15 protein-coding genes are annotated in these 16,793 nt (G+C 46.3%); 10 read left to right on the top strand and 5 right to left on the bottom strand.

What is annotated here, in order from left to right; genetic code table 11:
• The first annotated feature begins 882 nt into the window (after positions 1–882).
• Positions 883–1,053, top strand: coding sequence for a hypothetical protein (locus B4Q04_RS22745; RefSeq protein ID WP_161496086.1), 171 nt, complete (start codon positions 883–885; stop codon positions 1,051–1,053).
• A gap of 90 nt (positions 1,054–1,143) precedes the next feature.
• Positions 1,144–1,884 (top strand): VOC family protein, encoded by a 741-nt coding sequence (locus B4Q04_RS17340; RefSeq protein ID WP_088697575.1) that lies wholly within the window; start codon positions 1,144–1,146, stop codon positions 1,882–1,884.
• Here the strand turns inward: B4Q04_RS17340 and B4Q04_RS17345 are convergent.
• Entirely contained in the window at positions 1,874–2,875 is a 1,002-nt protein-coding gene (locus tag B4Q04_RS17345; protein WP_013993984.1) for a sugar kinase, read from the bottom strand. The genes B4Q04_RS17340 and B4Q04_RS17345 overlap by 11 nt on opposite strands.
• A gap of 254 nt (positions 2,876–3,129) precedes the next feature.
• On the opposite strand from B4Q04_RS17345, the gene B4Q04_RS17350 reads away from it, so the two are divergent.
• Entirely contained in the window at positions 3,130–3,630 is a 501-nt protein-coding gene (locus tag B4Q04_RS17350) for a shikimate kinase (protein ID WP_013993982.1), read from the top strand.
• Between the two features lie 188 nt (positions 3,631–3,818).
• Here the strand turns inward: B4Q04_RS17350 and B4Q04_RS17355 are convergent, their stop codons facing one another.
• Both B4Q04_RS17355 and B4Q04_RS17360 read right to left on the bottom strand, forming a co-directional pair.
• Complete coding sequence (locus B4Q04_RS17355; protein ID WP_088697576.1) at positions 3,819–4,172, bottom strand: hypothetical protein; 354 nt, start codon at positions 4,170–4,172, stop codon at positions 3,819–3,821.
• Between the two features lie 11 nt (positions 4,173–4,183).
• Positions 4,184–5,125, bottom strand: coding sequence for a hypothetical protein (locus tag B4Q04_RS17360; RefSeq protein WP_123772394.1), 942 nt, complete (start codon positions 5,123–5,125; stop codon positions 4,184–4,186).
• 455 nt (positions 5,126–5,580) lie between these two features.
• Between B4Q04_RS17360 and B4Q04_RS17365 the strand changes: the two genes are divergently transcribed.
• The 6 genes from B4Q04_RS17365 (at position 5,581) to B4Q04_RS17390 (ending at position 12,296) form a co-directional block, all read left to right on the top strand.
• Positions 5,581–7,200 carry a M28 family metallopeptidase gene (locus tag B4Q04_RS17365; protein ID WP_088697578.1) on the top strand — a complete coding sequence of 540 codons (1,620 nt, stop codon included), beginning with the start codon at positions 5,581–5,583 and terminating at the stop codon, positions 7,198–7,200.
• Between the two features lie 24 nt (positions 7,201–7,224).
• The gene (locus B4Q04_RS17370) at positions 7,225–8,904 is read left to right on the top strand and encodes an amidohydrolase (RefSeq protein ID WP_088697579.1); all 1,680 of its coding nucleotides are present in this window, start codon (positions 7,225–7,227) and stop codon (positions 8,902–8,904) included.
• 100 nt (positions 8,905–9,004) lie between these two features.
• Positions 9,005–9,682 carry a response regulator transcription factor gene (locus B4Q04_RS17375; RefSeq protein WP_013993977.1) on the top strand — a complete coding sequence of 226 codons (678 nt, stop codon included), beginning with the start codon at positions 9,005–9,007 and terminating at the stop codon, positions 9,680–9,682.
• Positions 9,679–10,965, top strand: a complete 1,287-nt coding sequence (locus B4Q04_RS17380; protein ID WP_088697580.1) for a sensor histidine kinase — start codon at positions 9,679–9,681, stop codon at positions 10,963–10,965. The genes B4Q04_RS17375 and B4Q04_RS17380 overlap by 4 nt, the downstream gene beginning before the upstream one ends.
• 76 nt (positions 10,966–11,041) lie before the next feature.
• On the top strand, positions 11,042–11,485 hold the full coding sequence (locus tag B4Q04_RS17385) for a PepSY-like domain-containing protein (RefSeq protein WP_013993975.1): 444 nt from the start codon (positions 11,042–11,044) through the stop codon (positions 11,483–11,485).
• A gap of 1 nt (position 11,486) precedes the next feature.
• Complete coding sequence (locus tag B4Q04_RS17390) at positions 11,487–12,296, top strand: DUF2490 domain-containing protein (RefSeq protein ID WP_088697581.1); 810 nt, start codon at positions 11,487–11,489, stop codon at positions 12,294–12,296.
• Between the two features lie 7 nt (positions 12,297–12,303).
• Here B4Q04_RS17390 and B4Q04_RS17395 read toward each other — a convergent pair whose 3' ends face one another.
• Both B4Q04_RS17395 and B4Q04_RS17400 read right to left on the bottom strand, forming a co-directional pair.
• Entirely contained in the window at positions 12,304–13,032 is a 729-nt protein-coding gene (locus B4Q04_RS17395) for a ribonuclease activity regulator RraA (RefSeq protein WP_013993973.1), read from the bottom strand.
• A gap of 22 nt (positions 13,033–13,054) precedes the next feature.
• Entirely contained in the window at positions 13,055–14,023 is a 969-nt protein-coding gene (locus B4Q04_RS17400; RefSeq protein ID WP_088697582.1) for a sugar phosphate isomerase/epimerase family protein, read from the bottom strand.
• Between the two features lie 519 nt (positions 14,024–14,542).
• On the opposite strand from B4Q04_RS17400, the gene B4Q04_RS17405 reads away from it, so the two are divergent.
• Positions 14,543–16,792, top strand: coding sequence for an alginate lyase family protein (locus B4Q04_RS17405; RefSeq protein ID WP_088697583.1), 2,250 nt, complete (start codon positions 14,543–14,545; stop codon positions 16,790–16,792).
• The last annotated feature ends 1 nt before the right edge of the window (position 16,793 follow it).

Below are 16,793 nucleotides of genomic sequence, written 5' to 3' on the forward strand. Positions count from 1 at the left end.
CAGTTCACGCAGGACATTTTTTGTCGTATTTAAGAGCAATGAAAATTGATAGACCAAACATATGGGATTGAAAAAACACTACAGCCAATCGAATGGATGGCTCCGCCATCAAATGACGGAGTACCCCTCGAACTATTAGCTACTTTTTATACCTTAGACCTGCAATAAGCATACATGGGCCTATTAGCGTTACTTTTCGGAAAAAAATAGCAAATGACCCGCATCCTTCTGAAAACCTTGCCACTACCCCTAATCGAGACCATTTCGTATAATTATGAAAAAAACAAGCTACAGAACAATCTTACTAGCTTATATCCCCATCGGGGTGCTACTTTTTTTAATTTTAAAATCGGAACTTAGTACTGGATTTAGAGGATTTCACGACTTTACCAAGTATACCCTCTTTTTGGTGAGTGGAATCATAGTGTTTATATACACCATAATAAAACAAGGAATAAAAATCAAAAAGAAGCTTGAAGTGAGAGAAGCTAAAATTATTATAAGCCTACTTTTAATTTCTACTTTTTTAGCCATTGCCTCATTATATATTCCCGATTATTTAGTATACCGAAACTAAGAACACCGGATAATTTCAAATCACACCTCAAGCAACTAAGTTTAAAACCACATCGATAAAAACTTAGAATAGTACATTGCCCCATACGAATTGAAAAAAACGAATATTCGGAATGGGCAAAGAAGCAAAAATAGAGATTGCTTAGAGAAGACCGATTCCTTACTAGTTGGAAAGATAGAAGGTCTAGCCATACTTGAGGAGATAATCCTTGTTCGAAAGCAAGACATTTTTAGGCAGGCGGTAAATTTGTTCTGAAAAAAAAGGAAATAGAAGTTGCCACTACAGCAGCCTAACGGATAAAAAACATGAAAACCCATAGCCCAAAATTCGGATATACCGTAATGGGCCTTTTGAGCCTCTTGCGGGTCAAGCGTGGGGACACGGCAAAATCAAAGCTTTTACACCATATCAACATTGAGCTGCATCCCCGGAACACTTACCTAAAACACAAAGACCCGTTCACTAAAAAAGAATAGCACATCGCTTTTAAAAACTTCCCTACCGTTCCCCCATTTGCTTTTTTTCATAACTTGTACCATGGCCAGTACGATCCGATGGAATAAAAAATGCAGATTAAGGAATTAACAATATACAGCTCGAAGATCGAGGAACAAAGCGAATTTTACGCCCAGGTCTTGGGATTGCCCCAAATCGGGGAAAGTGCGAACAAGCTTTCCTTTCAATGTGGCAAATCGATACTCCATATCGAGTTCAATGCCGATACAAGCCCTTACCATTTTGCCATCAATATTCCAGCCAACAAAGAGCTCGAGGCCTTGAATTGGCTCAAATCGAAAGTAAAAATTCTAAAGGATGGGGATCGTGAAATACAGGATTTTGATTTCTGGAACGCCAAGGCCATTTACTTTTACGACAGCGACCAAAATATAGTAGAGCTCATAGCCCGCAAAAACCTGAACAATCCATCGGACCAAAAATTTGGCCTCGACCAGTTTCTTGAGATTTCAGAGATAGGCATGCCCACTACCGATATTCAAAAGAAGTATGACCGACTGGCCCGTTTAACCGGTATTGAAATCTTCGATGGCGGATTCGAGAGGTTCTGTGCCATTGGCGATGAACACGGACTTTTTATATGTATCGACAAGGCCCTAAAAGATTGGTATCCTACGAACGACAAAGCCTTTTCCTCTGCCTTTGAGATCGAATTGGTCGAAAAGGGCAAGGCCTACCGACTGGCCTATAAAAACGGGGAAATCACGGCCCTAGGGAAGCCAAACTCTAAAAAAAACCGTTCCACATCGCGTGCAAGTCGCTTTAAAAGGCTTCCTTTTCCTATCTTCTAATGGCGCCCGAGGTATCGCCCTGCATCAAGCTTAAGACGTTTTCCAAAGACACCATATTGGCATCCCCAGGAACGGTATGTTTGAGCGCACAGGCGGCCGAGGCAAACTTCAAGGCCTCTACATCCCCATAGTGCAATAGGCCATAGATGAGTCCCGCCGCAAAGGCATCGCCCGTACCGACGCGATCGATTACGTGGGTAATGTTCAACTTCTTGGTCTTTACATACTTTTCGCCGTCCCACATCTTCCCATGGATCTGCTGGTGCGAGGCACTAATGGATTTGCGGGTCTTCCCTACGACCTTTTCGATCCGGGGAAAGGTGTACATGAGCTGCTCGGCCAAAGTCCGGAATTTATCACCGGCCTTCCCCAGTCCGAATATTTCGCGTATCCCGCGGCTACTGCTAATGACCACATCGCAATTTTGAACGAGTTCGGGCATGACTTCCTGCATGCTCTTGCCAAACTTCCACATGTTCTTTCGCGAGTTGATATCGCCCGATACCTTGATCCCCATTCGGTTGGCGGTTTTTATTCCCTCTAGGCAACACATGGCGGCCCCTTCGGAAATAGCGGGGGTAATGCCGGTCCAATGAAACCAATCCGCATCCTTGAGCACCGCTTCCCAATCGACCATGCCCGGTGCGATCAAGGAGAAGGAAGAGCCCTCCCTTTCATAGATCACCTCACTAGAGCGGTGCACTGCTCCCTTTTCCAAAAAATACTTGCCCAGCATATCACCGCCGTAAAAAACGTGTTCGGTACTCAGCCAATGCTTGCGTAGGAATTGGGTAGCGGCCTTGCCCAAGGCATTATCGGGAAAGCGCGTTACATGGGCCGCTTTCATGCCCAAATAGGCCAGTGAGATCGCTACATTGGCCTCTCCTCCCCCATAGGCCAGCTCAAAAGAGGTGGCTTGGGCAAATTTTGAATATCCCGGAGGCGATAAACGCATCATTACTTCTCCGAATGTGATCACTTTTTTAGCCATAGCATAGATTTTATGTCATATCCTTAGTAGTTTCTTGGCATACGCTTGTATGGAATGGCGCCTCCATTGCATCCGTATACCGACTATCGCCGTGGCAGGCCAAAGCAAAGAAAAGCCCCGAAACCCAAGTAGCGATACCCGCCCCGTTCACAAGCCCTTGCGATTTTACTTGCCTTTTAGGCCACAAAATTTGATAGTTGAACAAATATACATATATTTGGTTAACCAAATTGGTTAACCAATTAGAGAAGTATATGAAAAAGCACAATTACATCGTCATTTTAGTAGGGGTTTGCGGTTCGGGAAAACGTTCCGTAGGCGAAAAGGTCGCCCAGCGATTGGAAATTCCGTTCTTTGACGCGGAAAAGCTGCCCCTGTCCAAAGCCTTGCCCGAGGGCCAATTGCCCCAAGACGTAGACCTTGAAAAATGGTTGATGTCCATTAAAGAAATCATTCTTGCGGAATCGGCAAAAAAAGGCTGTGTGATCTCATGTTCGGTATTGAAGAAAGAACACCGTTTATTAATCGCGGACCAGGTAGAGCATGAATTGGATTGGGTCTTTATGAACGGTTCGTACGAACACGTGGTACAGCGTGCGGAACAAACGGAAAACCACGACCGCCCGGCTGCCATGATCAAATCGGATTTTGAGGCCCTTGAAATACCCAAACGCGCCCTGACCATCGATATCGCTTCCCCCGAACCGGAAAATATCGATACCATCTTAAAATACCTGGCCCGTAAATACGGATGATATCCTAGTTTTACCTGCTGTTTTTAACAGGAAGACCAGACTGTATTTTTTATACGGAAGGCCTAAGTTATGGAAAGTGGATAGAGCTCGGTTCCCCCGAAACCTTCTCCTTTATGCCCCCTAGAACCCGAAACGGGGCCACTTCAAAAGAAAGCTCTTTGCCTTCGGTGTATCTCTATATACCAAGGCTAGGACCTATACTCTTTCGCAGCCATGGCGATCAGGTGCCCATACCGCCTATCGGGGTCGTATTTACGGACCAGTTCGAACAACTCCCGTATCAAGCCGTCATCGCCCCGTTTATATCTAGTTTCAGGACCCTCCTCTATTTTTATGATGGTCTTCTGCACCGTACACCGCAATCGTTCTCCCTTCGACAAGACAAAGCCCCGAAAACCGAGGCCGTCAAAAAAACCATCCGTGGCACTTTCGTCCAAGGCTTCAATGGTATGAAAAAGCCCCATGAATTCATAGGGCCCTATCTCAAATTGTGGATTCTGTCCGCCTGAAAGTATATCCAGTTCCAGTTTGTATACCTCCATGGCCTTCTTATTTAGATAATGGACACGCTTTTGCCCGCATAAAAATAATCACAAAAATCGGTATAGTTCAAAGTGGAGCCCGAACCTCGGTCACAGGTCTCGGGATCGGTAATGAGATTACCGCTATTATCGGTGTTTTTGGCAGGGGTTCCGCCAGGCTTATGCCCCCAAAACCCACCGTCTTGTTTTCTGTACCAGTGGTAATCGACGCCCGGGGCAATGACCAATGCCATCAACCTTCTCGGATATTCACTTTGTGGAAGGCAGTCACATCGCAACTTCAAGCCATCGCGAAGGGAAGCCGCCTTGACCTCGCTACAGCTCATTGATGAAGCCATTTGCCCCGAGAACTTACCCGGCTGGGCAAAGGTGTTGGTCTTCCAGTTCCTTCCGTAGTTGTAGCAATTGTTATTGTGTCGCACATGGCTATCGGCATTCCAAAAATTCGGGTTGAACTTGCTTTCCTCGTATTTGCAATCACAGCAAGAAGCATCGTCTACGGTAACCCTTTTGGAGTTTTTAGGAAGTTTGGGATAGCGCTTTTTTATCACCTTTCGAATTCGTTCAAGATCTAGTTGATACTGTTCTATACTCGCCAAGATAATCTTCTGAATATGCTTGTCTATGGGCGTCAGCCTGTGTGAATCGAGGCTCAACTTGCTGTAGCGGGTCATTTGCTCCACGATCCTACTGGCGATTCCAATACTCGTCTTTTGGTCTTCGGCCGTACCGTCGGCAATTTTAAAGGAATTGGGTATGCCCCGTATTTTTTCATCACTGATGACCTCGATCTCTATGCCCCTGAATCCCAAACCGTCGTAACCGGTATTGGGTTTGGAAATGATCTGTTTTTCTTTTGCTATCTGCTTAAGGATTTCTTCCCCATTGGCATCGGCCATGATCCAACTCGGATTGGGGCGACCTGAAAATAAATCGGCTGTAACTCGTATCATCTTTTTCTGTTTTAAGGTGTATAAAGCATTTTTTTTAGCGTCGCCACAAGCTCTTACCTTATGGCGATACGACTATAATAAAGCTAGCAACCAGAGAGTTACATATTCCTTTAAAATGTATGGGCGGTAGCGATACACGTGTCAATGACGCATTTTACCCCATACCGATTTTGAATTTTCAATGCTTTTTTGGGTATGGGACGGGGATGGGCGACATATCGGATAAGAATACAGCGCAGCCCTCCTAAAAAGAAGGGCTGCCTTTATCCCCTCCCTCTCCCCCTATTTTATAACGCCTAAGCGATAGAGACACAAGGCCCTACCTTAATTTCGGTTTGCCCCCTTAAAGTTGGAAAATCCCTTTAGATTTTCGACCTTAGTTCTATAGGTGCTTTAGTAGATCTTAGCGCAACCTATGACCCTATAGACCATCTGTTCAACAAAACATCATCCCTATGACCAAGAATCTCTTGAAATTTTTAGTACTCGCCTTATGTATAAGCTGTAATACGGAAAATAAAAACGCCGAAAAACCGGTGGAGATAGACCAAGCCACCTTGGCCAAACATATAGAACGTCTGGCTTCGGATGCCTTTTTAGGGAGAAAGCCCTTTACCGAAGGCGAGGTAAAGACCGTAAATTATTTAAAGGATGAATTTGAAAAACTCGGACTTTCACCGGGTAACGGCGATAGCTACTTTCAAGAGGTGCCCATGGTAGAAATCGATGGAAGCCCTTCGGAAAAAATGGTGATATCGGGAAAAGACGGAAGCTTTGACCTCAAGGTCCTGAGCGATTTTGTGGCCACCACCAGCCAGGTGAAGACCGAAATCGGCCTTGACCGCTCCGAGCTGGTCTTTGCCGGCTACGGCATCGTGGCCCCCGAATACGGGTGGAACGATTACGAAGGTATCGACTGGAAAGGAAAGACCGCCGTGGTCTTGGTCAACGACCCGGGATTTCAATCGGGCGACTCTACCTTGTTCAAGGGAAACGCAATGACCTATTACGGGCGTTGGACCTACAAATATGAGGAGGCCGCAAGACAAGGGGCCGACGGGGTTATTATCGTTCACGATACCGAACCGGCTTCCTATGGATGGAACGTGGTCGAATCGGGTTGGAGCGGGGCCAAATTGATCATTGAAAGCGACCTGCCCCTCTTAAAGGTCGAGTCTTGGGTAAACCAAGAAAGCGCCCAAAAGATCTTCGATGCCTCCATCATGAAAGGGGAAGACCATAAGGTATTGGCCCGAAGCAAGGGCTTTGAACCCATCCCCTTGGGCCTAGACGTTTCCGTTTCCATTCAAAACAAAATCAAAAAAGACGTTTCAAAAAACGTAATCGCCCTTATTCCGGGTACGGAAAAAAAGGACGAGGTCATTATCTACTCGGCCCACTGGGACCACCTTGGCGTAGGTAAGCCCATTGATGGCGATTCCATTTACAACGGTGCCATAGACAATGCATCGGGCACCGCGGGCCTTCTTGCCATTGCCGAGGCCTTCAAGAAAAACGGTCCCACAAAACGTTCCGTCGCCTTTATAGCCGTTACCGCGGAAGAGCAAGGCCTGCTGGGCTCCGCCTACTATGCCGAGAATCCGGTTTTCGATCCTAAAAAAACCGTAGCCAATATCAATATGGATGCCTTGGGCAGTCCCGGAAAAATGAAAGACCTGACCATAACGGGTTACGGTCAGTCGGAAATGGACAAATATGCCGAGGAAGCCGCACTGGAACAAGGGCGCTATATTATTCCCGATCCCCATGCCGAAAAGGGCTACTTTTTTAGATCGGACCATTTTAACTTTGCGAAAATCGGTATCCCCGCCCTCTACGCCAGTGGCAGTTACGAAGGTTTCGACCAAAGTATGGAATCGATAAAAGCCACCCTAGACGACTACAACACCCATAAGTACCATCAACCTTCGGATGAATACGATCCCGAAACCACCGAATTGAGCGGGGTAAGCTTCGACCTACAGTTGTTTTTTGAGGTAGGAAGAAAATTGGCCAACGAGACCTATTTTCCGAAATGGTACGAGGGAAGCGAATTTAAGGCGGCCCGGGAATAGGATGTAAAGTAAAAAAAGAATTGTATGAAGAACGGCCTGCCCTTAAAAGTACTGCCTCCTTACCTTTTTTTCTTGGCCCTGCTTTCCTTGATCTCTTGTCAGGAAGCCGGCCCAAAAGCAGACCTGATACTCACCAATGCCAACATTTGGACAGGCAGCGAGTCCCAACCCAGTGCGCAGGCCATTGCCGTATTGGCCGATACCATTTTGGCCATCGGCTCAAATAGCGAACTGGAGAAATACAAGGGCCATACCACGGAAATAATTAATGTAGGCAACCGTTTTATCACGCCTGGTTTTATCGATTCGCACGTGCATTTGCTTATGGGCGGTAACAGCTTGCCGAACGTAGAACTCCGCGATGCGCAAACACCGGAAGAGTTTACCCGGCGCATCGCCGATTTTGCCGAAACCATAGACCCGGGAACCTGGATCATGGAAGGCAATTGGGACCATACCCTTTGGGGTGGTGAACTGCCAAAAAAAGAATGGATAGACCCCTATACACAGAACAATCCCGTAGCTGTCTACCGTCTTGACGGACATATGGTCTTTGCCAATTCCGCCGCCCTCGATTTTGCAGGTATAGACAAAGACACCCCTGACGTCCCTAATGGCGAGATCGTAAGGGATGATAAGGGCATACCGACGGGAATTTTAAAGAGTAATGCTATGGGACTTTTACTCGACAAGATTCCTCCACTGACCAAAACACAAAAGAAAAAGGCCCTTAAAGAAGCTTCGCATTACTTTTTGTCGCACGGTGTGACCTCCGTACACGATGTGGATAGTTTGGGCACCGCCGAAGTAGCCCAAGAATTGCTGGATTCAGGGGAACTCTCCCTACGTATTTATTCAGCAAAACCACTGAACCGATGGAAAGAAGCCCAAAGAAAAATAAGCTCAGACGAACTTTGGTTAAAAACAGGAATAGTCAAGGGCTTTATCGATGGGTCCCTGGGATCACATACCGCTTCCTTTATGGAACCCTATACCGACAAACCCGCCGACAATGGATTATTTATTAACAGTGAAGCGAATCTATACCAATGGATTTCGGAGGCCGACAAGGCCGGCCTTCACATTCAGGTCCACGCCATAGGCGATAATGCCATTCACACCTTATTGGAAATCTATGAACGCATCGTCAAGGAAAACGGAAAAAAGGAACGCCGACCGCGCATTGAACATGCCCAGCACATCTCAAAACAAGACCTACACCGATTTGGCGAACTAGACATCATTGCCAGCGTGCAACCCTATCACACCATTGATGATGGAAGATGGGCCGAAACCTTGATCGGGCCCGAACGGGTCAAGACCACCTACGCCTTTCAATCGCTCTTGGATGCTAAAACTATATTGGCCTTTGTCAGTGATTGGCCAGTGGCCCCCGGCAATCCTCTAACCGGCATATATGCCGCCGTTACCCGAAATACCTTAGATGGCAAAAACCCGAATGGCTGGGTGCCGGAACAAAAAATAAGTACGGAAGAGGCCTTGCGGGCCTATACCAAAAATGGGGCCTACGCCTCTTTTGACGAAACGGTAAAGGGCACTCTTGAACCCGGAAAACTAGCGGATTTCGTCATCTTAAGCGAGGACATACAAAAAATAGACCCAAAGAAAATCAGGGAAGTCAAAGTTATGGCCACCTATCTTGGAGGAAAATTAGTGTACGAAAACGACCAAAAGGAAAATTAGGCACGGCCCTCGATCCGCAAAACACTACGACCTGGAAAGGAAGTCCAAAAAAAATCGAAAATTCCCAATTCTTTCCAAAATCTTGTAGCAATTTTGCAAGGTGAAGATTTTAGTAATAGAGGACGAAGCCCAGCTGCAGAACAGCATAACGGAATCACTGGAAAAAGAAAATTTTTTAGTGGAGACCGCAGCGGACTACCATACCGCCATGGAAAAGGCCTTCGTCTACGACTACGACTGCATCTTACTCGATATTATGCTGCCCAACGGCAGTGGATTGGACATTCTAAAAGAACTGAAAAAAGAGGGCAAGAGCGGGAACATCATTATCATTTCGGCCAAAGATTCCCTCGATGACAAACTCAAGGGTTTGGAACTAGGGGCCGACGACTACCTTACCAAGCCCTTTCACCTTGCCGAACTCAACGCGCGTGTCAAGGCCGTCCTCCGCAGGAAAAATCTCAATGGAAAAAACAGCATTGAATTCGCCAATACGGTTTTGGACCTGAGCGATCGTAAGTTTTCCGTAAACGGCAATAGTACGCCCCTCAACCGCAAAGAGTTCGACATCCTTAATTACTTCCTTCTCAACAAAAAACGATTGGTCACCAAAACCGCACTGGCAGAACATGTTTGGGGAGACAACACCGACCAGGTCGACAGTTTGGACTTTGTATACTCACAAATCAAAAACTTGCGAAAAAAACTGCAGCGCTCCGGAGCCGATATAGAAATAGCCTCCGTTTACGGGGTGGGCTATAAACTTGTTGAAAAATGAAGCTCCTCAACCAATCGCTGAAATATTTGTCCATTTCCATTTTGGCCATCGTTACGGTATGGAGCGTGGTCTTTTATATGAGCATGCTCAATGAGATCAAAAGCAGCATCGATGAAGGTCTGGAAAACTACAAGCGCATCATCATTGAAAAAGCACAGACCGATTCTACCATTTTGACCAAAAGCGGTTTTGACGAGAGTTTCTTTACCCTGCAAAAAATCGACAAGAAAAGGGCGCTTTCGGCAAAGGACCAATACGTCGATACCATCATCTACATGCAAGATGCCGACGACAAAGAACCCGAACCCGAACCGGTACGCATGCTCACCACCTCTTTTGAAGTAAAGGGACAGTATTACGAGCTAAAGGTCGCCAACTCCATGGTGGAGGAAGACGACCTTATCGACGAACTGTTCTGGGATGTGGTCTGGCTCTATATCATTCTAATCGCCAGCATCATACTCATTAACAATGTGGTATTGAAAAAGCTCTGGAAACCCTTTTACGACTTCTTGCACCAACTAAAAAGTTACCGGCTCGGAAGCACCGAAAAACTTCCGGCAACTTCCACAAAAACCAAGGAGTTCAAAGATTTGGAATATGCCGTAAACACCTTGTTGCAACATAGCATATCGGCATTCGAACAGCAAAAGGAATTTATCGGAAATGCCTCCCACGAGCTGCAAACCCCCTTGGCCATGGTCATCAACAAACTCGAGCTGCTCTTGGAAAAGGAAGACCTGAAAGAAGCGCATGCGCTAAAGATCGCCGAAATCTTTCAGATTGTCGAGCGCTCGGTCCGACTGAACAAATCCCTGCTCCTACTCTCTAAAATAGACAACAAACAGTTTTTTGACAATCAGCAAATCCATTTAAATCCCATCGTCAACCAAACCTTGGGTGACCTTGAGGAAATCAGTAGTTATAAAAAACTAAAAACAGAAGTTTCCGAAACCGATGAACTACGGGTACACCTAGACCCTACCCTTGCCCAGATCATTGTTTCGAACCTACTTACAAATGCCATACTCCACAATCACGGGAACGGCACGGTTGAAGTACATATTTCGAAGGATACGCTTACCGTCCGCAACACGGGAAAAGACAAAACCTTGGACAAGGGCAAGGTATTCAGCCGATTTCACAAAACCGACTCAAAAACGAGCGGAAGCGGCCTGGGTCTGGCCATTGTAAAAGCCATTGCCGACCTATACGGCTTCCCCCTAACTTACAGCTTCGAAAAAGGCGTGCACTCCTTCAGTATACGCTTCTCCACAATATAAGCCCTCACTTCGGGCATTCCCAATTGTTTCCAAATTCACATGCTTTCTTTACGGTATAAATTAAAACAGTATACACATGAAAAAGCAAATTTTATTCTTAGCGGCATTGGGAACCCTCAGTTTTTCACAGGCCCAAGATCTTCCTAAAAGCCAGGTTCCTTCCGTAATCTTAAATCAGTTCAACAGCCAATATCCAAAAGCCACGGATGTAGAGTGGGAAATGGACGGCAAGCTATACAACGTGGAATTTGAAACCGGATGGAACACGGAGCACGACGTATGGTACAATGCCGAAGGAAAGATGGTAAAACAAAAGGAAGAAATAGCTTCAAAGGAATTGCCCCAAGCGGTACATAAAACTATCGAAACCAATTTTCAGGGCTACTCCACCGACGATGTGGAACGCATAACCGACGAGGGAAAAATCTTCTATAAGATGGAATTGAACTCCTTGCTCAAGCAAGACTGGGAAGTGGTTTTCGATGCCAATGGAAATATATTGAGCCAAATTGAGGACTAAGATGGAAGGAAGTATTCGTAAAGTTATTCCCCTTCTTCTTTTCGGACTTCTAACCCAAATAAAAGGCCTTGCCCAATTTTCCCCTCCGGGATTGGGTGAGGTCCATACCGCCGCATGGTTGGCCCTAGGAGCAAAACAGGACCTTGGCCAAAAAGGGACTACAGTGTCTTCCACCTATTTAGGATTCGGTAGTGTTAGTGACCCGAACAACTATAATCCGATAGAAAAACCATCGATTTACGTGATAAACCAAGAAGTCACACACCGCTTCAAACCCCACTGGAAGTACGCCTTGGCATTGAGTTACCGATGGCAAAACAAGTATACATCGACCCCTCCTTACGACTACGACACCCCAAAAGCACGTCAAGAACTACGGGCTTACGGCAGTATCTCCTATCTCAATTCCTTAAAAAAAATCAACTATGCGTTCAGTTACCGCCCAGAGATCCGACGCTTTTACGATCCCGACTTCACTTTAGCGACCGAATCTTTACAATTCCGCTCCCGTTTCAAGGCCAAACTTTCCTTTTATCTCAACCGCTCAAAAACGCAGCAGATCAGCACCGCTGCAGAATCGCTATTCGCCACGGGCAAAACGGAAAACTGGAGTAAATTCGCCTATAAGGAAAGTCGTTTTTCCCTCTACTACTCCCTGACCCTGCCCCAACAAGATATCACCCTTAATATGGGCTACATGAACAACCTCTTGGGAAGGGATTTTTCTAAAGACGCCCATTATCTCGCCTTTGATGTAGCGATCAAAAACCCCTTCAATCGCAAGTCGGCGCAGGGAAGCCATTCGCAGTAACTCCGGACTATGACTTTTCCTTGTCTTTTAAAAACATCCATGCATCAAAACGGGCCTTGTACTCTTTATCGGTAAGCGGATAGAGCCCCATAATCGACTTCCCTTTTTGGACTTCCTTCATCACATAGTCTTCAAAAAGGGTCATTTTTGTACACTCTTCCGCCACCCCTTCGGCCAGGTGGGCCGGTATTACCATGACCCCATCATCGTCACCTACAATAAAATCCTCGGGAAATACCGCCACATCGCCACATGCGATAGGCTCATTAACGCCAATGGCGTGGTGCAAGGTCAAATTCGTAGGCGCCGATGGCCCTTGGTGATAAGCCGCAAAATCAAGATCGGCAATCTCGGCGGAATCCCGAAAGCCGCCATCGGTCACCATACCCTCTACCCCACGCACCATTAAACGCGTTGCCAAGATGGAACCCGCCGAAGCCGCACGGGCATCTTTTCGACTATCTATGACCAGAACATATCCTTCGGGACATTCCTCTACCGCAACCCGCTGCAGGTGTCTCCGGTCTTGAAAAACCTCTATAGGGTTGAGATCTTCGCGTGCCGGAATGTAACGCAGCGTATAGGCCCTCCCGACCATTGTGGGCCGACCGGGCTTGAGCGGCCTAACCTTCTGTATAAATTGGTTTTTCAGCCCCTTTTTAAACAAACAGGTGGCAATGGTAGCCGTACTGACCTTTCTCAATTTCTCTATGGTACTCTCTTCTTTTTTACTCATACCCTGGTTGGTTAAATTTATATTATTCCGCTGCTTTCCATGCCTTCCTTAAAAAGGTCAAATCTTTTTTCATCATGGCATAGACCACTTTTTTGTCGATGCTTATTTGTTGGGCACCATGTTCGGCTCCCCCTAGATCGTATTCCAAGTGCAGCGATATCGGTACGTTTATCCCGTATTTTTTTAGCAAAGAAAAATAGCGGCCAAAGTCTACCATACCCTCACCAAGCGGCGTATTCACCGGTTTCCATTGGCCTTCTTGCATTCCCCATTTAAAATCCTTTATCACGATCGACCTTATATATGGCGCTATAAGCCGAAGGTCGAGTTCCCAGCTCATACCACCTTCGACCACCGCATGCCGTATATCGTACTGACTGCCCAAATATTTGCTTTGCGGGCCGGGCAGCATAGGAGGCAAATCCCAAATAGGCGCCCCAACGTGGTTGCCCGCATGGTTTTGATAACAGCCTATCAAGCCCCATTTTTCGTTCGCCGCTTCCAAGGATTTGAAAAGGGACTTATACATTTCTTGGCTTTCTTGAATACTTCGGTCTTCAGGATAACTGAGCCATCCGGTCCTATAATGGGTCAACCCTAATTTACTGGCCGTTTTCAACACCTGTTGGTCTATTTCCGCATGGGCATCGAGCACGTTAGTGGTCATCATTTTAGGTTGCAGTCCGTATTTACGCATGGCCTCAACGGCCTTGGGCAGGTCATCTTGCACATTTTCCGGCAATACATGGCCTTTCGGCCTTACGGTCAAATCCAATCCGTCAAAACCGATATCCGCGGCAACCTCCGACATTTCTTCGTAGCCCAAAAACTGTAAGTGCTTAGAAAAAAGATGTACCTTGATATCCTCTTCCGATGTATTGGAAGATAAAGCGTTCCATCTATGTAATGGCATAAAGGGCACACTGCACAATGCGGCGGCCGTCCGTTTTGAAAAATGCCTTCTTGAGATATAATCATGTCCTTTCCCCATAACACCTGCTTAAATAATTAATTAACCCCACTAACTGTTAAAAATTTGCTAGTTCCACAAATATACTTATTTTTGGTCAACCAAATTGGTTAACCAATTTTATGGTCAATATGAAATCGCCTTTCGTCCCTAGTATTTCTTTTGTGACTTCCCTTGGTAATACCGATGGAACACAAACCGACTATACAGGTTCGGCGAATGGGTTTGTTCCTTAAAAATGCCACTGCCTCTATGTCATAAGGCAATGTTCAGGAAAAAGATCGTAAACTACCTCGGGGCAAGCCCACGAGGCATTAAAAGGAATACACCTTGATTTCGAGCAAAGCCTCGGAGCATTTAATCTCGATTATCGAGTAAAAAGAAAACATATAATGATAGTAGGACCATTAGCATGCACTTGGTCGTCGGCACGCCCATAGCAACAATACCTAGGCACTTTTAAAACATCAAAAGCAACCGATGACCAATTTTTTTCACTAATGGGTTCCATTTAGGCCCAACACCTAATTAGATATGAACATGACCAAATACATACCCGTACTACAATCCCTCCTCTTCGTTCTGTTGCTTTCCTTCAGCGGACATGCACAAGAACACCCGAGTCTGATAATGACCAAGGCGGGAGTAGAAAAAATAAGGGCCGAATTGGGCAACATCCCCATTTTTGACGCCACCTTGGAAAAGGTAAAGGCCGAAGTGGATGCCGAAATAGCATTGGGCATAGATACGCCCCTCCCTAAAGATTATTCCGGAGGCTATACCCATGAGCGCCATAAGCGCAATTTTTTGATCCTTCAAAAAGCAGGGGTATTGTACCAAATTCTAAACGATGAGAAATATGCCCTATACATAAAGGACATGCTGTTTCAATACGAAGGAATGTACAAAGACCTACCGGTACACCCACAAACGCGTTCTTACGCCCGGGGAAAGTTGTTCTGGCAGTGCCTAAACGATTCCAATTGGCTGGTTTACGTGAGTCAGGCCTATGACTGCGTATATGACTACCTTTCGAAAAAAGAACGCAAGCAACTTGAAAAAAACCTTTTCAGGCCATTCGCCGATTACATATCCATAGAAAATCCGCAATTCTACAACCGCGTACACAACCACAGTACTTGGGGCAATGCCGCCGTAGGGATGATCGGTTTGGTAATGGGCGATGAGGAGTTGATCCAAAGGGCGCTCTACGGTATTGAAGACGACGGCTTGCCGATCGGGGCCAAGGACAATGACGGAGGATTCATAAAGGTGGAAGGCCAAAAAGCCGGTTTTCTGGCCAATATAGACGAGCCTTTTTCCCCTGACGGATATTATACCGAAGGCCCTTACTACCAAAGGTATGCCATGTACCCCTTTTTGATCTTTGCCGAGGCCCTGCACAATGTAAGGCCCCAACAGAAAATATTCGAACACAAGGATGGCGTATTGCTAAAATCGGTAAACACGCTTTTGAGCCTCTCCGATGCCGATGGCGAATTCTTTCCCTTGAACGACGCCCAAAAAGGTATGTCATATCACTCCCGAGAGCTGGTTACCGCCGTTGATATCGCCTATCATTACGGAAACCACAATCCGCAATTGCTCAGCATAGCCGAAGAACAGGGCCAAGTTTTATTGGACGATTCGGGGCTGGCCGTAGCCTTGGGCATTAGGGAAGGAAAAAGCGAGGACTTCCAGAAAAAATCGATCAAGCTTAGCGATGGGGCCAACGGCGACCAAGGGGGCGTGGCCATACTCAGGTACGGCAACGAAGCTATGACCTTGGTCTACAAATATGCGGCGCAAGGGCTAAGCCATGGGCACTACGACAAACTATCGTTCTCACTTTACGAAAAGGGAACCGAAATATTACAAGATTACGGTCTCGCCCGTTTTGTCAACATCGAGCAAAAAGGCGGGGGCAATTACCTCAAGGAGAACACGACCTGGGCCAAACAGACCATAGCCCACAATACCCTTATACAAAACGAAACCTCACATTTTGAAGGAAAGTACGAAGTGGGGAGCCAACACCATTCTGAGCTCTACTTTTTTGACGCTTCCAACCCAGAAGTACAGGTGGTGAGCGCCAAAGAACAAAACGCCTATCCCGGTACGGAAATGCATCGGACCATGGCCCTGATAAAAACCGATGGTTTTGAAAAGCCCTTTGTACTCGATATCCTAAGGGTCGGTTCGAATGCCGCGAACCAATACGACCTTCCCTTCTACTTCAAAGGACAGGTGATGCAAACCAATTTTGATTTCACCACCCCAAAAAGCTTGGAACCCCTAGGTTCCGATAACGGCTATCAGCACCTTTGGTCAGAAGGCCTAGGACAGCCCAAAGGCGACAACTCCCAGCTCAGCTGGTTGGAAAACGGACGCTTCTATACCCTGACCACGGCAACGAACAACGACGACGAGCTACATTTCGTACGCATCGGGGCCAATGACCCAGAGTTCAACCTAAGAAGGGACGCCGGTTTGATCATCAGAAGAAAGAACACAAAGAACACCACCTTTGTATCGATACTAGAATCACACGGCCATTATAGTCCTGTTTCAGAGTTTTCGGTAAATGCGAACAGTTCAATCTCTAAAATCGAGCTTATGTTAGATACGAAAGAGTACACGGCAGTATTGATCGATGCCAAGTCCAATACCGAACAAACACTATTGATACTGGCCAATGAAAACAAAAATGTCAATAAAGAGCATATTATAGAAATCAAGGGCAAGGAATACCGTTGGACGGGGCCCTATCAATTTATTAAAATCAATTAAA

It is taken from the genome of Zobellia sp. OII3 (assembly GCF_002211465.1).
GTDB lineage: Bacteria > Bacteroidota > Bacteroidia > Flavobacteriales > Flavobacteriaceae > Zobellia > Zobellia galactanivorans.